The following is a 22,771-nucleotide window of genomic DNA, read 5'->3' on the forward strand; positions in this document are numbered from 1 at the left end:
CGTAAGCGATTGGGGTTGTAATCACAGATACAGCGACTCAGGTAAAGGCAATTAAAAGGGACCTTTGTATTTTAAATTTTGACTGAATTGTTCAATCATCAATAATTGAAGCATGATCAGGAGGATTGCTATGAGCGCACAGGCTAAGCTGCAATTGAAGAAAGACGTGGCTCCATTTGAAAAATCAAATCTTAGGTCCAGCATATGGCAGATTTGCAATACGATTATTCCTTTTTTTCTGCTATGGTATTTCGCCTATGCCAGCCTCGGCGTTTCCTATTGGCTTACGCTCGGGTTGAGCATTGCAGCTTCGGGATTTCTGATCCGGACGTTTATCCTGTTTCATGACTGCTGCCATTATTCGTTCTTTAAAAGCCGGTTGGCCAACGAGATCCTCGGAACGCTGACGGGAATTCTGACCTTCTTCCCTTATCATAAGTGGAAGCACGAGCATGCCATACACCACGCAACCAGCGGCAATTTGAGCAAGCGGGGAACGGGTGATGTGTGGATTCTGACGGTTGACGAATATAGGGCCAGTCCGGTTCTTACAAAGCTCGCTTATCGTCTATACCGCAATCCGTTAGTCATGTTCGGCCTCGGTCCCTTCTATATTTTCATAATTGCCAACCGGTTTAATAAGAAGAAAGCCAAGCTGAAAGAGCGCCTCAACACCTATCTCACCAATGCGGCCGTCATCGGGATTCCGCTCCTGCTGTGCTTCACGATTGGATGGCAGCCGTTTCTGCTGATACATGGACCGATATTTTTCATATCAGGGGCTGCGGGCGTTTGGCTCTTCTATGTACAGCACCAGTTCGAGGATACCTATTTCGTCAAGGAGCAGGAATGGAGCTTCGTGAGCGCGGCTGTGGAGGGGAGCTCCTATTACAAGCTTCCCGGGTGGCTGCAATGGCTTACAGGAAATATTGGCTTTCACCATGTCCACCATCTCAGTCCCAAAGTGCCCAACTATTATTTGGAGGCCGCGCATGATCACACACCGGCGCTTCAAAAGGCCACGACGATCAATATTGCTGCAAGCCTGCACACATTCCGTTACCGGCTCTGGGATGAGAAAAATGTTAAATTCGTCAATTTCAAGGAGGCAGCAAGGAGCGGTTCTGCCGATCAACAATACCAGTAGGCGGGAATCACATTTAACAAACGACGAATATGGGCGCAGCGCCAGTGAGGCTGGCCGGCATAACTGGAGGATGAGCGCAACGTAATGGGATTGAAAAAGGAGGGGAAGTAACGAATAATGGGCGCACCCGGTTCTAGGCATTCACATACCCTATCCAATAAGGCAAATGTCTAGAACGATCATGAAGGGAAGGGCTTATATTGGCGATTTCGTATATGGACTATGCTTCACCTACCGCACAGTTTTCTTATGATGTAAGCAAGAATAATTTCTTCACAAAGGATTCGCGGAATTTAATCAACGCATTATCCATCCAGCAGTTGAACACACTCGGAAATACCTCTTTGCTTGATATCTATTTGAGTACGGGGAATGTTATAGAGCCGCATACTCATCAAAACGCTTCAGAGCTGGTATACTGCATTTCTGGTGCTGCCGTTGTATCCTTGATCAACCCGTTCACCAAGGAGCTGCGCAATTTTCCGATACAGCCCGGACAGGTGGCGAATGTGCCGCAGGGATGGTGGCATTACGAGGTTGCGACCGTCGACGACACCCATCTGCTGGCAATATTCGATGCGCCGATTCCGGAATTCATTCCGGGCTCCGATCTCCTGCGGTTGACGCCTGCGAATGTATTCGCGCACACTTATTGTCTCAATGAAGCTGCAGTAAAGGCTACACTGGCGCCTATCACAGAAACAGTCGTCATCGGCCCCCCTGCCAATTGCAATAAGAATCAATCCCGGGAACAAGCCGAGTCAGCCTATCCTCAGAATTATTCCTATCAACCGGTCCAGCAGCAGTCCTATAATAACCAGGGCCAGGGATTTGTCCATCAAGGACTTCCAAGCTACTATCCGCAGCCGCGGCCTGTCATCGGCAATGGGGGAAATTCCTTTTAAATATTAACCATACAAGAGCCTCGGGAGTCTTTAAACCTCTGAGGTTCTTTTTTTTTGTAAAATTTCTGCAATCGATGTCCGGCTGTGCATTTCAGAAAGCGGCATACCGATAACAAAGGAAGGAAATCCAGTATATACCACAGGAATCAGGAGTGTTATTATGGAAACCGGGTATAAACAAGAATAAGGATTCTGCTCTTTTTGTTTATGAAAGCGAAGAAAAATGGATATAGGATGCATGCTCTGTTTTTCAACAAATTATGACAATTCTTGGATTGACAAGTCTTTCCGGATTCAGTTACTGTAAAATATGGCAGACACTCCATAGTGAAAGGGTGTACAGATGTGGACAACGGAATAGCAGTCATCTTATATGAGAAAGAACCCGAAGGCAGCTTGCGCCAGATCGACGAACGGACATGGTCGACGAGCATGATCGCCTCGCTTGAGCATATTAATTATATAACGGTGAGCGGCCGCGAGTACGAGACGCTGGAGGGCAGATTGAATCTGGATAACGGAAAACTGGAGATATTGGTCGTTCCGATGCAGAACATATAAGAAATGTCAGCGACAGGGGGAACAGCAGTTGAAGTGGGAAGAGAAACCGGATGAACCGGTCAAATTCAAGCTTTTTACCAAAGACGGCAAGCCGCTTCGGATATTGTCGACCTCGCTTGGGATCGCGCTGCTGGCTAATGCGGCTTTCGGCTCTGCTGCTTTTGCGGCCGATGATACAGGCAGCGGGCAGCCCAAGCTGGTAGAGTGGTCGACAGATGAAGTGAAGCAATATTTCGACCCGGCGGTCGATTGGAACATCCCGCTGCTGGATGAGGGAGCCGGCGCTGTTGCGGGAACTGACAGCATGGGAACGCTGGGCGGAGACTCGCCTGATACGGTCATCATTAATAACGGGGCGACATCCGGCTTTGGCTGGGATGATCTGATTCTCTATCATTTGCTCTTTAATAGAGGCTCTTCTTATTCGGCTTCCGGATGGTCTTCCTCGCATACGACCTATTACGCCGGAACGACCAAGCCGTATAAGTCCAAGACTTATACGAGCGATACCTTTCAGAACAAGCCGGTGGTCGGCTCCACCATCCGCCCCAAGACGACCAATACGACCGGTTCGGTCACCCGCCGCAGCACATCCTCCAAGCCCGGCGGAATCGGCGGCAAGTCAAGCGTGCTGAGCTCATCCAGCTCCGGAAGCACAAGCTCGTCCAGCAGCAAGTCGAGCAGCGGCTTCAGTTCATCATCGAGCAAAAGCTCCGGTTCGTCCGGAGGGTTCGGCGGTTGACCGCTTCGATATTCGAGGTGCTGGGTCAGCCGCATTCCGACCGCGCCGCCCGGGTTGCCCAGCTGAAGGAAATCGGCTTCGCCTGGGCGGATCTGGAGGATGAGGCCTACTGGATCGACCAGCTGATTGTCATGCCGGAGGCTCTATACAGCGAGCTTGCGCGCGCATCTGCAATACTGTGGCTCGTTCTCGACAAGACAGCGCGTTATCTGGCGGGCAAACGCGAGCTTTATGTACTGCTTGGCATCCCCGAGATACTATGGGATACGATCGATCAGCTGCCGCTTCCTCCCGAAGGCAGGATCAGCCGGTATGCCAGGTTCGACTTTGCCATCTCCCACGATGGAACGATCAAGCTGCTGGAGCTCAATGCAGACACGCCGACAGGTTATGTGGAAGCTGCGATAGCGACGCCCTGGCTGTTCAAGCTGGCCGGGCTCGAATCCCCTAATGCAGGCATGGCGCAGCTGGTTGCCGCAGCCTGGGCGGAGGAGCAGCCGGAGGCTGCCGCATGTGTGGGCTATGGCGCCCATGTTGAGGATTCCGGGACCATCGAAGCGCTTGTGCGGCACAGCGGACTGGATGTCCGCTGTACGGATTGTCTGGAATTATGGGTGGACGACGGGGTATTGAAGGATGGGGAAGGAGCCCCGATCAACCGGTTGTTCGCCCTGTACCCGAAAGAGTGGATGGCAGTCGATGAGGGCGGAGACGCTCTTGCCTATGCGATTGAGAGCGGCAGCCTTACGCTGTTCAATTCCCCGCACAGCATTATTCTCCAGTCCAAGGGGCTGCAGGCCGCCGCATGGGGGCTGTACGAATTGGGTCTGTTGTTTAATGAGGAGGAACGGGAAGCGATCAGACTGTATATGCTCCCGACCTACAACAAGCCGGTCTTCGAAGGCAGCTTTGTATCCAAATCAATGTTCGGCCGCGAGGGCGGCTCGGTCAGGCTGTTCGACACGCAGGGCCAGCTGGAGCTTGCAGATGAACACGGTTTTGATACAAGCGAATTATTTCCTGTGGTGTATCAGAAAAGAGCAGAGCTTGCCCGCATCGAGACGGCGGCAGGCGAATTTCATCTGCTGACAGGCATGTTCATGCTTAATGGCGCCCCCTGCGGGCTGCTCGGCAGAGCCGGAGGGCCGATTACCGGAAATACGAGCCATTTTATCGCGTTGGGAGTGAAAGAAAGAGAATGATAGAAAACAGAGCAAGCGATTCAGCAGCAGAGCGCGGAGTGATGCGCCGCCGCGGCCGCGTGAAGCTGATCGGCATCCTGATGCTGGCTGTCTTCGCCAGTCTGCTCCTCAGCTCGTGCTCGTCCGATCAACCGTCCGTATTCCATACCACCTCCGATACAGCTGCGGCTTCCGGCGAAGATGCGCAGCGGATTCCGTGGGATTACAGGATTGTTGAAGGTACGGTCGGCGATTTGATCGGCAGCGACATGACCGTTCTGCCTGACAATACACTTTTGCCCAATGACGGGAACTACGCAACAGGCGCCAAAATCTGGACGCTGCAGTTCATGAGCGCGGATATGGTGACCAACGAAACCGGCAGCAATGAAGTCAAGCTGTCTGCCTGGAATACGCTCAAATCCTATCCGGATCAGACCAAGGCGAAGGCGGATCTCGACAATTTGAAGATTTCGCTGAAGACGAATGTTCCGCTGGTCGGGGTATACAAGACGGAGTACCAGGGCAAGACGCGGAACTTTGCGGTCCTGACGCTGCCATCGGGCAACCAGCTCAAGCAGCCGATCGACGAGGACCGGTACAAGGCGCTCAAGAGTGTGACAAAAGTAATGATCATGGTGGAAGAAGTTCATGATTACAGCGACTATGATATGGTCTATGCAAAATTCAGGGGGTGGGCATGATGACCATTGTGATCAATATTGTGGTAAGTGTTGCTGTCATTATCCTGCTGCAGACGCTCGGCATGCTGATCTTCAGCTGGATGACTCCATTCCGCGACATGGATGAGCTGCGCAAGGGGAATATGGCGGTAGGGCTCGCGCTGGGCGGAAAGTTTCTGGCAACGGCAATTATTCTGGGCGTTGCCGCCTATACCAATACGTCCATTTGGTTTATGATGATCTGGTTTGCGGTGGGCTATGTCTGCCTGATCGCCGCCTATTGGATTTTCGAGCTGGTCACACCGGGGCTGAAAGTATCCGAGCATCTGCAGAAGGGCAACACTGCCATCGGCATTCTGCTGTGCTTCGTATTCCTGGGTACGAGCTTCGCCGTAAGCAGCCTGATCGTATAGCAAGATCCTATATAGCTTGCATGATGCTCTGTCCGTTCCCATTCCGGCAGGGCAATCTCTTTTTTTTATGCGGCATTCGCCGATCTGAGCGGAAGAGGATGAGGATCAGCATGTATTTCTTTCTTAGAGTGCTTAACAAAACCATGCGTTTCAAAAATACGTCGATTATCCTGACTGTTATCATTTTCATTCTGATCAGCGCCTCCATCGCCTACTTGCTGGAACCGGCAACATTCACCTCATGGTTTAATTCCCTGTATTGGGTGCTGACGACGATGGCTACGGTTGGCTACGGCGATTATTTTGCGAAGACGGTACTGGGCAAAGTGTTTACGATCTTTCTGTATATTTTCGGAATCGGCCTGTTGAGCTTGTTGATCGGCAAAGTCATCGATTCCGTGGCAGGCATTCAACGGCAGAGGGAGGCCGGTCAATTGAACTTTCAGGGCAAGGATCATATCATCATTATCAACTGGAGCAAAAAGGCGCACTACGCTGTAGAGGAAATTATGACCTACCTGCCGGGTGCGGAAATTGTTATCGTCGACGAGACTGATAAGCATCCGCTGCTGAACCGCAGCAATGTCCATTTCATCAGCGGCGATCCCGCATCCGATGAAGTGCTGGAACGGGCTATGCTGCAGAAGGCGCGGTCAGCAATTGTGTTTGCGGATTCGCGGATTGACGAGGCGGCGCTGGCTGACGGAAAGTCGCTGTTGATTACCTCGAGCATTGAAAGGACTGCTCCGCATGTCCATACGACGGTGGAGATCGTCCAGGAGAAAAACATTTTGAATTTCCGCTATATCAATGTAAACGAGTTCGTTCTGTCCCATGACGCCATATCCAGACTCGCCGTCCGGGCTGCGCTTCAGGAGGGGAATTCGGAAATCTTCAGCCAACTGCTCAGCCGTCAGCATGGCGATGATATCTTTGAGGTTCCTGTAGAAGCAGGTTGGCGGACATACGGGGATGCTTTTCAGGATCTGTTGAGCCGGGGAGCGACGTTGATTTCGGATCGCGGCGATCTGGGTGTTAACCGCAAGCTGAACACGCCGATTCCCGCCGGGGCGCGGCTTTATATTATCGCTGACACTGCTACCTACCAGGCTATCACCGGGAAATAAAACGGAACAAGAACGAAAGCCAAGTGAAGCAAAAGGGATGAATCAGCGATGCAGAAATAGACAATTCATTGGCCAAAGAAGGCACCCTTATTTTGTAAGAGAGGGCGGGGCGATACGCATAGAAGCAAATGAGTGGAATCATCCAGTGGAAAACAACCACGGCACGAACCGGAGGCGAGCATACCTAAGCGGTCTGCCAACCTTATCCGGATGGATAGATTGGGACATCGTGAAGTCCCGGTTTACCGTAGAATCACCGACCGATGAATCGTTGATCAGCAATATCAGCATAATCCCTACCGTCGGGAATCGATATGTCATGATCCAGTCGGATAACGGTAGATGGGAGCTGCCTGGCGGGACGCTGGAGCCGAATGAACACTACCGGGAAGCTCTGCGGCGGGAAGTTCAGGAGGAGCTGGGGGCCAATCTGCTGGATTATGAAATATTCGGTCATTTCAAATGCCGGTCATTCGCAGAGAACCCTTTCAGAGCCCATATTCCCCATCCCCATTTCATCAGGCTGGTTGGATATGGGGAGGTTGAGCTCGTCGGAAAGCCGCTTAATCCGCCGGATGCCGAGCAGATTGCCGTCGTAGACGTTGTGGAAATTGAAGAAGCTGTGCGAAGATTGGAGGCCTCTGATCGTCATGATATCGCGGAGCTGTACAAGCTGGCGCATCTGATCCGATCGGATGCTCCGGAATGAGACAAAATGGCGGCATATCTGAAGATGTCAAGTGATCCTTATCAGGAGCTGCTGGAGATGTATGAGTGGTCAGATAATAAGCTGAGAGAGTTCCTTCTTGAAAGAGTGCCGGTTAGCAGATAACAGTGATTACAGATTAGATAAAAGGTACTTAAGCATACACAGTGTTTGCGTGTGTGTCCTTACGTATCTTTTTTTCATATCCATAATTTTAGATAACTTTCCACTTGTTGAATGACTAAAAGGAAAATTCATATCAAAGTGCTAGGAGTACATGACAAGTTTTGGGCAAATAAAAGCCAAAAGCAACCAAATAATGAAACAAAGCATCTACAGGATGCTTAGAAATTGCGTCATTTAAACGTAATAAAAACTAACATAAATATTGCTGATAACTCTATTTCTTGCGTGGTTGCTTTAGCGTGATAAATTTATCTTGTAATATAATATGACATGGACGTATAATGAGCATGCGGAAATTCATATATTACATTAGGAGGTAGTTTAAGTGACTTTAATCAGCAGAAAAAGATTGGCCAGATTCTTCCTCGTCCCTTTCGTAGTAATGGCTTTGCTAAGCGTAACGGCAGTAGGTGCCTTTGCAGCGGATGCTCCAGCAGCCGGGACTACCTTCTCCATTCCTGATGTAAAAGTAAAAGATGCATCAACGAAGTCGAACGTTCTTGTTATCGGAACGGGCGGTACCATTTCGGGACAAGCAAACGATGGAGATCCTACTAATTTGCAATCCTATAAATCCGGAACATATAAAATCGAAGATATGGTGGCCCAGCTGCCGAAAAAGGAAAAAATCGCCGATGTGTCCACGTACCAATTCGGCAACAAAGGATCAGGCAGCTACGCGATCAGTGATCTGTATGATTTGTCGCTGACGGTTGACCAAGCGCTGAAGACTTACGACGGCGTCGTTGTTACGTCCGGTACGGATACGATGGAGGATATCGCTTACTTCCTCGATCTTACTGTCCAAAGCGAGAAGCCGGTTGTCATTACCGGCGCAATGCGCCCGTGGGATGTTATCGGCACAGATGCTCCTGCCAATCTGTACAACGCCATTAAGCTTGCAGCTAGCGGCAAAACCAAATGGTTCGGTACAGTGCTTATGCTTAATGACATTGTACAAGCAGCCCGCGATGTAACGAAAACCAACGCGCAGCGCCTGGACACATTCCAATCACCGGTTCTTGGAGCGCTGGGCTATATCGATCAAGACAACATCTCCATCTATCGCGCACCGGGCAGAGTGAGCAAAGCGGGCAAACCAGAGTGGAAAACACCGTTTGACCTGACCAAAATCAGCAAAACGGATCTGCCGCAAGTTGAAATTGCTTACGCTTATCAGGATGCCGGCGCAGGCGCAATTAATGGGTTTATTGCCGACGGAGCGAAAGGCATCGTTACAGCCGGTACAGGAGCAGGCGGAATTTCGCCGAAAATGAGCGCAGCGCGCAGCGAAGCGATCAAAAAAGGTATCCTTTTCGTTACGACGACAAGAACAGGCTCGGGAACGATGTATCCTTCCGATAGCGACGGCATTATCGCCGGCGATAGCCTGAACGCGACGCATGCCCGTATGCTGCTGCTGCTTTCGATGGGCTTCTCCAAGGATCAGCCGACGATTAAAAAATGGTTTGCCACATACGGCACGCAAAATGTTGTTGTTGATGCGCCGAAAGCATAACACACAGGAGGTAAGGCTACATGATATCAATGTCTAGCGGCTTATTTGGAAAAAGACTGCTTCTTCCGTTTCTTGCACTTCTCCTTCTCAGCTTGTCGATTCCGGCTGGAGGCTTGGTTTCTACAGCCTCTGCCGCAGACGAACCGGCCGCATTGCCTCCGCTTCCTGCTCTCAGCGATGCGTCCAAAACTTCTGCAATGCCAAACGTCCTTGTTATCGGGACGGGCGGTACGATTTCCGGGCAGGCCAACGACGGAGATCCTACCAATTTACAAAACTACAAGTCGGGCACCTACAAAATTGAAGATATGGTGGCCCAACTGCCCAGAAAAGATAAAATTGCCGATGTATCCACGTATCAATTCGGCAATAAAGGTTCAGGCAGCTATGCGATCGGCGATCTGTACGATCTGTCGCTGACTGTTGATCAGGCGCTGAAAACCTATGACGGCGTTGTCGTCACATCCGGTACGGATACGATGGAGGATATCGCTTATTTCCTCGATCTGACCGTTCAAAGCGAGAAGCCGGTGGTCGTAACGGGTGCAATGCGTCCTTGGGACGTTATTGGCACCGACGCTCCGGCCAATCTGTACAACGCCATTAAACTGGCGGGAAGCGGCAAGACCAAATGGTACGGCACAGTGATTATGCTTAACGATATGATTCAAGCTGCCCGGGAAGTAACGAAAACAAACGCGCAGCGTCTCGATACGTTCAAGACGCCGATACTCGGCTCGCTGGGCTATATCGATCAAGACAATATTTCCATCTACCGTCTGAATGATAGAGCTTTGAAAGCAGGCAAGCCAGACTGGAAGACGCCTTTCGACCTGAGCAAGATCCAGAAGACGGATCTGCCGATGGTCGAGGTCGCATTCGCTTACCAGGACGCCGACGGCGGGGGTATCAAGGGAATGGTAGCTGACGGTGCGAAGGGGATTGTTACCGCCGGTACAGGTGCAGGCGGAATCTCGCCGAAAATGAGCGCTGCACGCACCGAGGCCATCAAACAGGGTGTTATTTTCGTCACAACGACGAGAACGGGTTCGGGAACCATGTATCCTTCGGATAGCGAAGGCATTATTGCCGGGGATAATCTGAATGCCCAGCATGCCCGGATGATGCTGCTCGTGTCACTGGCTTTCTCCAAGGATTTCCAAACGATTAAAGGCTGGTTCGCCACATATGGCAGGCAGGATATCAGCACGGCGGATGTCGAGGGTACAGCAGATCCAGTGGATATGCCTCCAGCTACACCGCCGGTTGCTCCGCCAGTGCCTGTTGCATTAAAGGATATTGCCGGGCATTGGGCAATGGCTTCCATTGAGGAGGCAGTTGCTGAGGGCATCGTCAGCGGCTACAGCGACGGCACGTTCAAGCCGAATCAGAAGCTGACCCGTGCTGAATTTGCGGTTATGCTGATCAACGCCCTGAAACCTCAAGGAACAGGAGCGGAGCTTGCTTTCAAAGATAACGCCAAGATCAAGGGTTGGGCAGCAGATGCTGTTGCTCAAGCGGTAAAAGCCGGGATCGTCAGCGGCTATTCCGACGGTACATTCAAGCCGGACGCGACAATTACACGCTCCGAGATGGCTGTTATGATTGCGAAAGCGATGAAGCTGGACACGAGTGCCGGCACAGCGACGGGATTCGCGGATGACGCCAAAATCCCGGCATGGGCCAAAGGCGCGGTAAAAGCGGCCAAGGACAACGCCATCATCGGAGGCCGCAGCGGCGGCATGTTCGCTCCGAACGATACGGCAACCAGATCGGAAGCAGTGGCCATACTCGTCAAGCTTCCGGCTGCCTCCTAAAGCCGGATTCATACAGAACCGATAGATTGAAAGACCATGCCTCTCGCGGATTTTTCCGCAAAGGGGCATGGTCTTCTTTTATGATATATTACAATAGGGAGTGTATTCCATTCCTGGAATAATGGATTGCTGCTCTCCAAAGGGGAGCGTAAATGGGAAGGTGAGGGATGCTTGTGGAGAATGAATATCTGATCAGCGAGGATAAGGAACTGCTTGATTTGGCAGTAATCAAGGGCTTTCTGGCGAGAAGCTATTGGGCCAATAAGCGGTCGGAATCAGTTATTGAACAATCTATCCATCATTCGCTGTGCTACGGGATCTATAAAGAGAAGCGCCAGGTTGGTTTTGCGCGTGTGGTGACAGATAATGCGACGATGTACTGGTTATGCGATGTATATATTGATGAGAGCTTCCGTGGACTGGGACTGGGCAAGAAATTGATTGAACATATCACGGCGTCCGACCGTTTGAAAAATTTAATGGGATTGCTGGGAACAAAGGATGCGCATGAATTATATGAGCAGTATGATTTTGTGAGGGACAGCGAGAGATTTATGAGAAGAGCGCCTGATTTGCTAAGGGTCAAAAAGTAACGGAAAGGGATCGTTGGCTGACTTGATTGACCTCGTATACGCGGGCAAAGGACTCGGATTATAGATTAAATTCTGGGATTCATAGTTAATTAAAGAAGAAGGAGTACGGCCTCGTGGGATATATATCGGATTTGAGAAAATATGTCGGCACACAGCCTTTGATTATGGCAGGTGCCTGCGTGCTGGTATTTAATGAGGAAGGCCAACTGCTGCTGCAGAAAAGAACCGACAGTCTGGACTGGGGAACCCTTGGCGGGGCGCTGGAGCTCGGCGAATCCCTGGAGGAAGCGGCGGCACGCGAATTATATGAAGAAGCCGGATTAAGGGCGGGCTCTTTTCGTTTTATAACCTTGTTGTCCGGCAAAGATATGTATTATAAATACCCTCATGGCGATGAAATTTATAACGTTATGGCCGTTTATGAAGCTTTGGATGTCACAGGGACTCCGTCCATTCAGGACGACGAGGGATTGGAGCTGCGCTATTTTTCGATTGACCGGCGCATTGACGGGATTAATCCGTATGCCGAGATGACGCTTAGAAAAGCGGGATATATCAAGTCAGGCTGGGCATAGGCCGGCTTAGAGTCTTCTTCGCCCGAACAGCTCTTCTTATGCGAATCTGGCATTCGTTCTCGTGCTGGCCCAATATTGATTATCCTTAAGTCCTGGAATCAGGGCTTTTTTTTTATAATCTTGAAGCTGCTTCTGCCAGTCTCCGTATTCCTTCCTCAATCTCATTATCGTCCGCGCGGCTGAAGGTCAGACGGATATGACATGTAGAAGAGCCAAGCGTGGTGCCCGGCGCAAATACAACCCCCTGCTTGACCGCCTCCTTGAACAATTGATGTTCAGTTCCTTCGATGGCGAGCTTGCACCAAAGATGGATTCCTCCTTCGGGCACGAAATAATCGGCGCTGCCCTTAAAATATTTGTCCAATGAGCGGATGATCCTATCGCGTTTGTTCCTAAGCCCATGCCGGAGCTTCCGGATATGTGCATCAAATTGCTCGGAAGAGAGCAGCTGGGCGGCAATCCACTGCGGGTAGTTGGGATGTCCATAATCAATCTGCTGTTTGGCGTCGGCCATTCGGTTGACGATCGACCGCGGCCCCAGAATCCAGCCGATCCGCAGGCCTGAGGCGATGATTTTGGACAAGGAGCTGATATAGATGACAGTTCCGTCTTTATCCATGGATTTCAAGGTTTGCACGCTGCGGCCTTCATATTCGGTCAGGCTGTATGGGTCATCCTCCACGATGGGTATTCCGTATTTGGTTGAAATATCAAGCACCTTCCGCCTTTTTTCCATGCTAATCAGGGTGCCGGTCGGATTTTGGAAGTTCGGATTGAGAAAAATCATTTTGATCCTGTGTTTCTTGTGAAGAGCAAGGATTTCGTCCGGATCAATACCATCCTCGAATGTCGGCAGGGGGAAAGTCCGCAGTCCCGCAGAATGGAAGATTGGCAAAGAAAAGGCATAAGAAGGATCCTCAATGATAACGGCATCCCCCGGATTCAGCAGACTTTGGATAATCAGATGCAGGGCTTGTTGGGCCCCCGATGTAATCAGGAGCGAAGAGGATGCCGAATCAATGCTGCGGTAAGCTTTCAGATGCGCGCAGATGGCATCGCGAAGCTTGAGATTTCCTTGTATATGCTCATACCCCAAATACTGACTGATCTCCATTGTATGTTGTATATGCTGCATGAAGGAAACCGGAAGCAGATCGGGGCTCAGTTCCCCGACAGCAAAATTCACAATATCGTCCCCGGAGTGGACGAGCTGATAGATTTGCCGGTTGATCGGATTGTTCAGCTGAAAGAATCCGCCCTTGACGTAACTCTCCCAATCGGGAAGGCGCTTATCCGCATCATTCCATAACTCCGTACTGACAAGAGTCCCGGTGCCTTTCACCCGTTTGACAAGCCCTGCCGCGTGAAGCTCGTCATAGGCGGAAATGACGGTGCTTCGGTTGACATTAAGCCGGGCGGCGAGCAGCCGTTCGGAAGGCAGCCAGCTTCCAGATGGAAACTCGCCGCTTATAATCCGGTGCTCAATATCATTCGCGATTTGCTTATAAACGGCTATGCCGGACGACTTTGCAGGTTTCCATTCCATGCCCCTTTGCTCCCTTCCGACTATAACATGACGATTTGGTCAACATCTGATGATTATGTGAACAAAAGTACCATATATGGACCATGATAGCATAGAAATACGTCCCAGACCTGACATAACAAGCTGGATGAGCAAATTAACGCTCCAGTGGATGAGGTGCACACGCAAATTTTCCTCTATTATTTGTTATATAAAGTGACATGAACAATTATTCATACAGAAGACCAACAGCAGGAAAGGTGGATGAATATGAAGGATTCCTTGGAACGGGCAGGGGACGGCAGCGGATTTCCGTCTTCCGAGATTGCCTGGCGGCTGGTCGATCTTCAGAATAAGGGCATTCGAACAGAAAGCAGGATGGAAGCCGGCCGCCGGGGAGGAGCGGGGCCATCGGATGATGCAGCCTTTCGCATGGGAAGCACGACGGTCATGCTGCCCGCCTTTAATGGACCGGCGGAAAGCTCGCCTTATACGCTGGTGGAAGGGGATGATGGATACGCCCTTCAGTTTGAAGGCAAGACGTTAATGTATCTCGATCCCGTCAGCCGTCCAAAGTTTTATGATCTGACAACGAAAGACGGCATTGCGTATAACAAAATTGCGGTGCGCCACAGCTCGGATGTGCTGGCCAGTACGGTCATCCAGAGCTGTATCCGGTGGAGTCCGAATGACCGGTGCAAATTCTGCGCCATCGGTCATTCGCTGGAGGCAGGCGCTACCATTGCCAAAAAAAGTCCGGAGCAGCTCGCAGAGGTCGTCCAGGCAGCCGAACGATTGGATGGAATCACGCAGATTACCTTGACGACCGGCACCCCGAATGAAACGGACAGGGGGGCGCTTCACCTGGCCGCTTGCGTGAGAGCCATCCGTAAGATCAGCAATCTTCCCATACAGGTGCAGTGCGAGCCGCCTGATGACGATGGGCTGTATCAGGTTCTGAAGGATGCCGGCGCAAACACGATCGGACTTCATGTCGAATCGTTCGATGAGCGGGTCCGGCGTGAGATGATGCCCTCCAAATCCGCCATAAAGCTGGAGACCTACTTCAGCGCATTTGAAAAAGCGGTAACGGTATTCGGCAAGAACCAGGTCACCACATATGTCATCCTGGGGATGGGGGAGGACCCAGAGCTTACGCTTGCCGGCTGCGCGAGAGCTGCAGCTATGGGCGTGTACCCCTTTGTCGTGCCGCTTCGCCCTCTGCGCGGCACGCTGCTTGAGCATGCGGAACCGCCGTCATCGGTGTATATGGAGCAGATGTACCGCAATGTTGCCGGTCTGCTAGCCGAGGCCGAGCTGACTTCCGCAAGCAGCATGGCAGGCTGCGCCAAGTGCGGCGCCTGCTCCGCTCTGCCATCCTTTGAAAAGCTGCAGGTCTAGAAACCAAGGTGATTAACTGGCGGAGCAGGCGGAAATAGTCTGGTGGTCTAAAGAGGAGGAGTCCATGAGAAATTGCGATGTGAGGCTGGCTGCCAGCGGCGAGGAAATGGAAGCGGCATTGCTGCTGCGGCGCCGGGTTTTTGTAGACGAGCAGGGCATGTTTGAGCAAACCGATGAGGATGACGAAGACTCCTCCTCCATCTATCTGAACGCCTGGGGCAGCGGGTCTGTCCTGATGGGGACTGTCCGCTGCTATCCCGACAGACAAGAGGAGGGAGTCTGGTGGGGAGGGAGACTGGCTGTCCATGAAGCCTATCGCCTGAGAGGCATCGGGGTTTATCTTATCGAGGCTGCGGTCGAAGAGATGAGACGGCGTGGTGTCCAGCGGTTTTTGGCCCAGGTGCAGGAGCAGAATGTGAAGCTGTTTGAGAAGCTGGGATGGCGCAAGGCCGGGGCTCTATATTCGATCCGGGACCATCCACATCAACGAATGGAGGTGGATTTAGATGTGCATGATGCACAATCACGCAAGCGCCGGCAAACTGCCGGCAGCTGAAGGCCAGGGAATGGGCGAGCCTCTGATTCAAGAGGCGAAGCCGCTTACGATGGCGATTGGAAGAAGAGTATACAGCGTGCACAATCACGTCGGCTGTTTGGACCCATGGCCCTTCTATGAATCGGAGGTGCCGGTTTCGCCGGCTGATCCGGGCCCGGAAACCAGGGAAGAATTGGACCATTTTATGAAATGCCGGGGAATTGAGAAGACGCTGATTATCCCGAACTATGGCATACCCGTGCAGGAGCAGCCGTTCAGCCATAATGAACTGGTCGTGAAGCTGGCCGGGCAGGAAGGCGGCAGGGTGGCTGGAGCATTGTGGGTATCCGGCCTCCCGAGAAATCGCGGGCTGACCGATTCGGCCCTGCAAATGCTTGATCAGCCGGGAATCATCGCCATGAAGATGAGTTATTTGCTCGGAGGCACATCGGATCCGGATAAATGGGATGAGCCGACGCTCCGGCAGCATGAAGCCATTTTCCAGGCAGCGATCGACCGGGATATCCCGATTCATTTTCACACAAGCCCAGGTGAAAGCTCCGATATTACGGGATTTTTCAAAATCATCAAACGCTGGGGCAAGGAACTGAAAATTCATCTGGTTCATATGGGCGGCGGAGTAAGCGGTCATATCCGGCTTTTGTCGCAGTGGAAGGATCTGATCGAAGGGCATTACCGCGTCTATCTTGATACCAGCTGGGCCATCGGATTTGCGGTCCGCAAGCTGCTGCAGGAGCTGGATCGGACAGGAATCGGTCTGGACCGGGTTATGTTCGGCTGTGATGAGCCTTGGAGCGATTTTGAAAGTGAATTCTGGAAAATACAGGGCGCCAGGGTATCGGACGAAATTAAGGAACGAATCTTCTGGGGCAACGCCGAGCAGCAGTATTTCAGCAAGCTGGCATAAGAGCTTTACGCTCTTTTCCATATAAAAATATCTTTTGGAGGATGATGTATAATGGCTAATTTTACAGAACTTGAACTGAAATCGATGAATGAGATTCCCCACCCGACTCTGCCTGCCGGCTCCAGGCTTTACGGAGAAACGAAGGTGTTCCCGGATTACAAGGCGAATGAGGGCGACAAGTTTCTGTCTCTCGTCCACGGTATCGCGCATGAATCCTCATTGTCCTACGTTGCCATTCTTCAGGCGATCCGGGCGCAGCGCAAAGGCTTCGAGACGGCGATTTATTTCTACGGCACCGGGGCGATGAATGCGATAGCCACGCGCGGCTTCCCGGCAGTCGGCAGCTCCGCTTTTGCAGGGCAAATGAACCATAACGACAGTCTGGCCACCTTCATCAAGGAGGGCGGAAAAGTATATGTATGCCGCTTTGGCCTTGGCCTGCACGGCCATCGCGAGGAAGACCTGATTGAAGGCTCTATCCCATGCCATCCGCTTGACCTTCAGGATTGCCTGATCGAATATTCCCGCGCCGGCGCCTTCATCTTGAGCACATTCCAAATTTAACAGCTCCATGCCGCGCAGCATGAAGAAAGGGAAGGTACGATATGACATTATTATTGGAAAAAGGAAAGCTCGCGCCGGAGCATTTTATCGTTACGGCTGAATTGATCCCGCCCCGCAGCTGGAATCCGCAGCCCCTCGTCGAGCAGGCGATCCGGTACCGCGGTGCCGTCGACGCGGTCGACCTCAGCGACAATCTCCTGGCAATCGCCCGTTTGTCACCCGTAGTCGGCGCATTCTTCGTGCGTCAGGTCGGGGTTGAACCGATTGTCCAGATTAACCTGCGCGACCGGAACCGGATGGCTATACAAAGCGATCTGCTGGGCCTTGCGGCCATCGGAGTAAAGAATATTGCGATCCTCGGAGGCTACCCCGCGAAGGTCGGGACAGAGCCTGATGCCAAGGAGGTATATGATCTTCAGACGATGGAGCTGGTTAGCTATGTGCGTAAATTTGTCGATGAAGGCAGACTCTTCGACGGCACGCTCATGGAGGAGAAACCGGTATTCACGATCGGTACGGTGGAGAATATCGCGGGTAAGCCAATCAAGGAGCTGATTGACCGCCTGGAGGCCAAGGCGGACGGGGGTACGAACTTCGTGCGTACCCAGCTGGTGTTCGATATGGACCTGATCGGAGAATGGATGGAGGAGGCAAGGCGCCGCGATCTTCATAAACGCATCACCATTATGGCCAGTATTCTGCCTCTGCGGGATGCGGCGCATATCGATACGGCCCTGCGTATTCCCGGCATCGTTATTCCCGACTCGTTCAAGGCTCGTCTTTCGGAGACCGAGTCCAAGGAGGAAGGGCTTGCGATCGCCGCTGAGCTGATCGGAAAGCTGCGGGAAATTGAAGGAATCAAGGGCATTCATATCCGTCCCATCGGAGGGGCGGAAGACAGCGTGAACAAAGTCGTTCGACTGGCTGGGCTGAATGCAGCTCATCTGATGGATGCGGGCGTATAACGCTATGCTTCCTGAAGAGAAGGAGGCTTCCGATGAAAATTGCTCTCTATACGTATAATACCAAACCTCGCGGCGGTGTCGTGCACACGCTGGCTCTGGCGGAAGCCATGAACCGGCGCGGGTGCCAGGTCAAGGTTTTCGCTCTGGGTCTTGGCGGCACAAGCGGATTTTATCGGCCGATAGAAGCGGAAGAGAGAGTTATACCGTTCTCTGCAAGGGCCGGCGAGACGTTCGAGTCCCGGGTTATCCGGTACATCGAGACCTATACGGCAGGCCTGGAAGCAGAACCGCTTGAGCAGTTCGATATTCATCATGTGCAGGATTGCATCAGCGCAAACAGTCTCAGCCGGTTGAAGGAGAAGGGGAGAGTCCCCTTCTTCATCCGGACCGTTCATCACCTGGACGATTTTACGACACCCGCTCTGGTGGATTGCCAACAGAAATCAGTTATCCGCCCTGAAGCCTTAATCACGGTCAGCGATTACTGGCGGAAACGTCTGAGCGACGATATCGGTCGCAACTCAACCGTCATCCACAACGGCGTGGACCATCGTTTCTTCAAACCTTGCGACGATAAAAGGGAATTGAAGAAAAAATATGGCTTGGCTGACAAAACGGTATATTTCACGCTGGGCGGCATCGAACCCCGCAAAAACACGATTCGGACGCTGCGCGCCTTCGCCGAGGTAAAACGCTCCATACCGGATGCGGTCCTGGTCATTGCTGGTGGAACAACGCTGTTCGATTACCGCTATTATCTGGATGACTTCCATCAGGAATTGAACGGCCTGGACAAAGCTGTCCGGGATGATATTCGAATAGCCGGTTCTCCGGATACGGACACGATTCAGGACTACTACCAATTGGCCGATTGCTTCGTGCAGCCGTCCGTGAAGGAGGGATGGGGGCTTGCGATTATGGAAGCGATGGCTGCCGGAACGCCGGTGGTCGCCTCCACGATAGAGGTGTTCCGGGAGTTTCTCATCCATGAAGATCATGCGCTTCTTGCCGATCCGGAAGATGAAGGCTCCATTGCCGCAAGCATGACCCGCATCGTGAAGGATCGCGGATTAAGCTATAAATTGAGCCGGAATGGGAAGGAAGCCGCAAAGGCCTACAGCTGGGAGTCTGCGGCAGACCAACATCTGGCTTTATACGAGAGGATGGTGCAGAATGGGCGAGCTGGCGCTGCTGATTGAAGGACTGGTGAAATCATCCGGCATCAGCCGAAAAAAAGACATTAAGCCGCTCCTCCAGACGTTTCCCTGGGATCGGGCAAGCATGCTGGATCCCATTGGAGATGATGCGGCCGTGCTGTCTGTACCGGACGGCTATCTGCTGATGTCCTGCGACGGCATTATGCCAGAGCTGGTGCGGGCCGAACCGTACTGGGCCGGCTACTGCGCGGTGCTGGTCAGCGTCAGTGATATTTATGCGATGGGCGGAAGACCTACGGCCATGGTTAATCTGCTCAGCGCTCCCACAGATGAAGCAGCCACCCTGATTGCCGAAGGGATGGCCGAAGGCTGCCGGAAGCTTGATGTTCCGATGGTTGGAGGCCATTTTCTCCCCGGTGAGGCGGAAGGGGTCGGAACCGCCATATTGGGCAAGGCGACGCATCTTCTGCGCGGGACGCAAGGGAAGCCGGGGCAATCGCTGATCGCGGCGATCGACCTGGATGGGCGGCCGGTGAAGCATTACGCCCAATGGGATTGCACCAGCTTCCGCGAGCCGGAAGCCCTTCGTGCCAGGCTGGAGCTAATGCCCAGGATCGCGGAGATGGGAGCGGCCTCAGCCGCGAGGGATATCAGCAATGCAGGCGTGCTGGGTACCATCGCTATGCTCGCGGAGAATGCAGGCTGCGGAGCAACCGTCAGGCTTGACCACATTCCGAAGCCGGAATCGGTGGAATGGGAATGGTGGCTGCGCATGTTTCCCGGCTATGGCTTCATCCTCGCCGCGGATCCGCAGCAGTGTGGTGAGATCATCTCCATGTTCGCTGCCCAGGGTATTACGGCGAGTATCGTCGGGGAGCTTACAGCGGATTCCCTTATCCGCGTCCGCAAGGATGAAGAAGAAGCGGTGCTGATTGATTGGAGCAAGGAAGCATTGGTTGGGAGCGGTCGGGAGTGAATATTAACAATCATGAGCAGGAAATTATCGTCGCTGCCGTACAATTTAATCCCGAACATGGCAATGTAATGCTTAACCGGTCGCGTATGGCCGATTACCTGGGAACAGCTGCCGAGCAAGGCGCCCGGCTGGTTGTATTCCCCGAAATGGCGTCAAGCGGCTACGTGTGGGACAGCAGGGAGGAAATCAGGCCGTTCGTGGAAACGATACCCGGACCGACGACAGACAGGCTGCACGCCGTGGCGAGCCAATACAATTGCTATGTTGCCGCCGGATTGGCGGAAATTGACCCGTCAAGCGGAGCTTATTATAACAGTGCCGTGTTGATTGGACCGGAAGGCATCATCGGCTCATACCGTAAAACGCATTTGTTTGCTGCCGATCCGAGATGGGCGCGTGAGGGCAAGGAAGAAATTCCGGTGTTCGAGACTCCGATCGGGAAAATTGCGCTGCTGATTTGCATGGATGCGATGTATTTCGAACCAACGCGGATCGCGGCGCTAAAAGAAGCGGATATCATTGCGTTCCCGACGAACTGGGTAGGCGGAGGGAACAACCCGCCTAGCAGGACCTGGTGCCTGAGAGCCAAAGAAAATGCCTTGTACTGGGTGGCGGCTAACCGGTCCGACCGGGAGAGAGGGGCGCAATTTACCGGCGGCAGCGGTATTATCGGACCGGATGGAGATGTTCAGGACATGCAGATCGCCGGCGAAGGAATTGTTTTCGGAACAATTATGTTAGATGCAGAGAAACGCCGTCATATCTTGAATTCGAGACGGCCGCATGCCTATCAGGAGCTGCTTCTTCACCCCTATCTGTGGAAAGAAGGGGAAACCCGAAATTTGCCGGTCCCGGCATCCTTTGAGATCATCCTTGTTCCTTGCAAGCCGGATAACAGCCCGCTCCCGGAACGGTTGACATCAGCGTTTAAGACGCTCGAAACGCCGCAAGAAGCGGCAGCAAACCGTGTTTATGTGCTTCCGGAGCTGGAAATCGGTACGGGAATAGCGCTTGGGGAAGAAATTATACAACAGCTGCAGAAATTGGCGGCGGATGTATCTGGGTTTATCGTCGCAGCTTTGGCTGAGAAGGATACGCGAAGAGACCAGCGGATCGTTTATTTAATCGGTCAGGACGGTATCGTCGGTCAAGCCGATTCTGTTCATGGAAACCGGCTTAATCCTCATCTATTCCGTACCTTCGAGCTGCCATTCGGCAGAGTCGGCATTCTGGCAGGAGAAGATGCCCGCTACCCGGAATCGTATCGCGTTCTCGCCAAGCAAGGCGCAGACATCATTGCGGTCAGCAGTAACGGATCCGAGGCTGGAGCAACCTGGATGCGCCGCATTTGGGCGTTCGAGAACGACGCGATCATTGCGGCAGCGGCTCCCTGGGGTTCGAAGGAAAGCTTATTGTTCCTGCACCGCCAGGTCCATCAGGAGGGAGACACTGGAGAGGAACACTTTGGCCAGACCTTTCATCCGGAAATGCTGGAGGCTGTGCGCAGCCGGCCCTTTATGAAACGTTTGAATACACATCTGTACGATCGTTTGGTGCAAGTCCGATGGAGAGGTAGATGAGAAATGAAGCTGCTCGGGATTTCCGGAACGTTAATAGGCGACAAGACATTATCCGTTGTTAAGAGCGTGGTTGATCAGGCGTCAATATTGGATCCTGAGCTTAAGACGGAATTGCTGGACTTAAAAACCTGTTCGATTGAATTTTGTGATGGGCGCAATTTCGCCGATTATAACGATGATACGCGCCGGGCGGTTGAAATTGTGCTCGCTGCCGATTGTTTTGTGATTGGAACTCCGATATTTCAGGCTTCTATGTCCGGCGCTCTCAAAAACTTATTCGATCTTCTTCCCATAACCGCTTTCCGCAACAAGATTATCGGGTTTATCGGTACAGGCGGAACGTATCAGCATTTTCTTGTGATCGAAAATCAGCTGAAGCCCATTGCCGGCTATTTCAGAGCATTTACAGCGCCAGATTACGTATATGCACATCGTGAGCATTTCAATGAACGGAACGAGATTGTCGATGCCGGCATACTGGAGCGGATTGAAGCGCTGGCGTCACAGATCGTTCGGATGTCCAGAGGGCTGCGGGCCAATTAATGCGATTGAAAGCGCAGCGCGCAGTGCATTGGATTTCGCGATGCAGAGGGAATAACAAAAGCAGCGGTCTTCCGAATCTCTCGGCGGCCGCTGCTTTTTGCTTGCTGCTTATTGTTTGGCTTTGAAACGTTGATTAAAGCGATCAACCCGTCCGCCAACTTCCGTGTTGCGAAGCTTACCGGTAAAGAAAGGATGTGAAGCAGAGCTGGTATCGATCCGCAGAACCGGATAAGAATTGCCGTCTTCCCATTCCATTTGTTCATTGGAGCTTTTGGTTGAACCGCTCAGAAATTTAAATCCGCTGCTCGTATCAAAGAAAATAACACGCTGGTACGAAGGGTGTATGCCTGGTTTCATTTGAATCATCCCATCTATTCGATATTTTTTGTAATTTTTACGGATATTTCTTCTTCCTATAATAAAGATATGTATCCGGTATGTC

Annotated in this window: 24 protein-coding genes; 22 read left to right on the plus strand and 2 right to left on the minus strand. The window is 52.2% G+C overall.

Annotated elements, in window-relative coordinates:
• Positions 1 to 130: 130 nt before the first annotated feature.
• From ACFOLF_RS30785 to ACFOLF_RS30845, 13 genes are all read left to right on the plus strand, one after another.
• Positions 131 to 1,147: a fatty acid desaturase gene (locus ACFOLF_RS30785; RefSeq protein WP_210039612.1), complete on the plus strand. Its 1,017-nt coding sequence runs from the start codon at positions 131 to 133 to the stop codon at positions 1,145 to 1,147.
• Positions 1,148 to 1,347: 200 nt separating this feature from the next.
• Positions 1,348 to 2,052, plus strand: a complete 705-nt coding sequence (locus ACFOLF_RS30790) for a cupin domain-containing protein (RefSeq protein ID WP_210039611.1) — start codon at positions 1,348 to 1,350, stop codon at positions 2,050 to 2,052.
• Positions 2,053 to 2,397: 345 nt separating this feature from the next.
• Complete coding sequence (locus ACFOLF_RS30795; protein WP_210039610.1) at positions 2,398 to 2,613, plus strand: hypothetical protein; 216 nt, start codon at positions 2,398 to 2,400, stop codon at positions 2,611 to 2,613.
• Positions 2,614 to 2,641: 28 nt separating this feature from the next.
• Complete coding sequence (locus ACFOLF_RS30800) at positions 2,642 to 3,355, plus strand: hypothetical protein (RefSeq protein WP_210039609.1); 714 nt, start codon at positions 2,642 to 2,644, stop codon at positions 3,353 to 3,355.
• Complete coding sequence (locus tag ACFOLF_RS30805; RefSeq protein ID WP_379113031.1) at positions 3,352 to 4,557, plus strand: glutathionylspermidine synthase family protein; 1,206 nt, start codon at positions 3,352 to 3,354, stop codon at positions 4,555 to 4,557. The genes ACFOLF_RS30800 and ACFOLF_RS30805 overlap by 4 nt, the downstream gene beginning before the upstream one ends.
• On the plus strand, positions 4,554 to 5,240 hold the full coding sequence (locus tag ACFOLF_RS30810; protein ID WP_379113034.1) for a signal peptide protein: 687 nt from the start codon (positions 4,554 to 4,556) through the stop codon (positions 5,238 to 5,240). Before ACFOLF_RS30805 ends, ACFOLF_RS30810 begins: the two co-directional genes overlap by 4 nt.
• On the plus strand, positions 5,240 to 5,632 hold the full coding sequence (locus ACFOLF_RS30815; protein WP_210039663.1) for a DUF350 domain-containing protein: 393 nt from the start codon (positions 5,240 to 5,242) through the stop codon (positions 5,630 to 5,632). Before ACFOLF_RS30810 ends, ACFOLF_RS30815 begins: the two co-directional genes overlap by 1 nt.
• Positions 5,633 to 5,742: 110 nt before the next feature.
• A complete protein-coding gene (locus tag ACFOLF_RS30820) occupies positions 5,743 to 6,759 on the plus strand; it encodes an ion channel (protein ID WP_210039608.1) in 1,017 nt (338 codons plus the stop codon).
• A gap of 145 nt (positions 6,760 to 6,904) precedes the next feature.
• On the plus strand, positions 6,905 to 7,468 hold the full coding sequence (locus ACFOLF_RS30825) for an NUDIX hydrolase (RefSeq protein ID WP_379113036.1): 564 nt from the start codon (positions 6,905 to 6,907) through the stop codon (positions 7,466 to 7,468).
• Between the two features lie 508 nt (positions 7,469 to 7,976).
• Positions 7,977 to 9,170: an asparaginase gene (locus ACFOLF_RS30830; RefSeq protein WP_379113039.1), complete on the plus strand. Its 1,194-nt coding sequence runs from the start codon at positions 7,977 to 7,979 to the stop codon at positions 9,168 to 9,170.
• A gap of 20 nt (positions 9,171 to 9,190) precedes the next feature.
• Positions 9,191 to 10,987: an asparaginase domain-containing protein gene (locus tag ACFOLF_RS30835; protein WP_210039606.1), complete on the plus strand. Its 1,797-nt coding sequence runs from the start codon at positions 9,191 to 9,193 to the stop codon at positions 10,985 to 10,987.
• Positions 10,988 to 11,154: 167 nt separating this feature from the next.
• Complete coding sequence (locus tag ACFOLF_RS30840; RefSeq protein WP_210039605.1) at positions 11,155 to 11,580, plus strand: GNAT family N-acetyltransferase; 426 nt, start codon at positions 11,155 to 11,157, stop codon at positions 11,578 to 11,580.
• Between the two features lie 113 nt (positions 11,581 to 11,693).
• Positions 11,694 to 12,155, plus strand: coding sequence for an NUDIX hydrolase (locus tag ACFOLF_RS30845; RefSeq protein WP_210039604.1), 462 nt, complete (start codon positions 11,694 to 11,696; stop codon positions 12,153 to 12,155).
• 112 nt (positions 12,156 to 12,267) lie between these two features.
• Here the strand turns inward: ACFOLF_RS30845 and pdxR are convergent, their stop codons facing one another.
• The gene (gene pdxR / locus ACFOLF_RS30850; RefSeq protein ID WP_210039603.1) at positions 12,268 to 13,701 is read right to left on the minus strand and encodes a MocR-like pyridoxine biosynthesis transcription factor PdxR; all 1,434 of its coding nucleotides are present in this window, start codon (positions 13,699 to 13,701) and stop codon (positions 12,268 to 12,270) included.
• Positions 13,702 to 13,950: 249 nt separating this feature from the next.
• Between pdxR and ACFOLF_RS30855 the strand changes: the two genes are divergently transcribed.
• The 9 genes from ACFOLF_RS30855 (at position 13,951) to ACFOLF_RS30895 (ending at position 22,329) form a co-directional block, all read left to right on the plus strand.
• A complete protein-coding gene (locus ACFOLF_RS30855) occupies positions 13,951 to 15,081 on the plus strand; it encodes an MSMEG_0568 family radical SAM protein (RefSeq protein WP_210039602.1) in 1,131 nt (376 codons plus the stop codon).
• A 64-nt stretch (positions 15,082 to 15,145) separates the two neighbouring features.
• Positions 15,146 to 15,637 (plus strand): MSMEG_0567/Sll0786 family nitrogen starvation N-acetyltransferase, encoded by a 492-nt coding sequence (locus tag ACFOLF_RS30860; RefSeq protein ID WP_210039601.1) that lies wholly within the window; start codon positions 15,146 to 15,148, stop codon positions 15,635 to 15,637.
• Positions 15,594 to 16,544: an amidohydrolase family protein gene (locus ACFOLF_RS30865; protein WP_379113042.1), complete on the plus strand. Its 951-nt coding sequence runs from the start codon at positions 15,594 to 15,596 to the stop codon at positions 16,542 to 16,544. The genes ACFOLF_RS30860 and ACFOLF_RS30865 overlap by 44 nt, the downstream gene beginning before the upstream one ends.
• 51 nt (positions 16,545 to 16,595) lie before the next feature.
• Positions 16,596 to 17,108, plus strand: coding sequence for an MSMEG_0572/Sll0783 family nitrogen starvation response protein (locus ACFOLF_RS30870; protein WP_210039600.1), 513 nt, complete (start codon positions 16,596 to 16,598; stop codon positions 17,106 to 17,108).
• A gap of 41 nt (positions 17,109 to 17,149) precedes the next feature.
• On the plus strand, positions 17,150 to 18,073 hold the full coding sequence (locus ACFOLF_RS30875) for a methylenetetrahydrofolate reductase (RefSeq protein ID WP_210039599.1): 924 nt from the start codon (positions 17,150 to 17,152) through the stop codon (positions 18,071 to 18,073).
• Between the two features lie 32 nt (positions 18,074 to 18,105).
• A complete protein-coding gene (locus ACFOLF_RS30880) occupies positions 18,106 to 19,272 on the plus strand; it encodes an MSMEG_0565 family glycosyltransferase (protein ID WP_210039598.1) in 1,167 nt (388 codons plus the stop codon).
• On the plus strand, positions 19,247 to 20,206 hold the full coding sequence (locus ACFOLF_RS30885) for an AIR synthase related protein (RefSeq protein WP_210039597.1): 960 nt from the start codon (positions 19,247 to 19,249) through the stop codon (positions 20,204 to 20,206). Before ACFOLF_RS30880 ends, ACFOLF_RS30885 begins: the two co-directional genes overlap by 26 nt.
• Entirely contained in the window at positions 20,203 to 21,786 is a 1,584-nt protein-coding gene (locus ACFOLF_RS30890; RefSeq protein WP_379113045.1) for a nitrilase-related carbon-nitrogen hydrolase, read from the plus strand. The genes ACFOLF_RS30885 and ACFOLF_RS30890 overlap by 4 nt, the downstream gene beginning before the upstream one ends.
• Positions 21,787 to 21,789: 3 nt before the next feature.
• Positions 21,790 to 22,329: an NADPH-dependent FMN reductase gene (locus ACFOLF_RS30895; RefSeq protein WP_210039596.1), complete on the plus strand. Its 540-nt coding sequence runs from the start codon at positions 21,790 to 21,792 to the stop codon at positions 22,327 to 22,329.
• Positions 22,330 to 22,437: 108 nt separating this feature from the next.
• On the opposite strand, the gene ACFOLF_RS30900 is transcribed toward ACFOLF_RS30895, so the two are convergent.
• On the minus strand, positions 22,438 to 22,686 hold the full coding sequence (locus ACFOLF_RS30900) for a type B 50S ribosomal protein L31 (protein WP_210039595.1): 249 nt from the start codon (positions 22,684 to 22,686) through the stop codon (positions 22,438 to 22,440).
• Between the last annotated feature and the right edge of the window lie 85 nt (positions 22,687 to 22,771).

It is taken from the genome of Paenibacillus sepulcri (genome assembly GCF_042647105.1).
Classification (GTDB): Bacteria; Bacillota; Bacilli; order Paenibacillales; family Paenibacillaceae; genus Paenibacillus_Z; species Paenibacillus_Z sepulcri.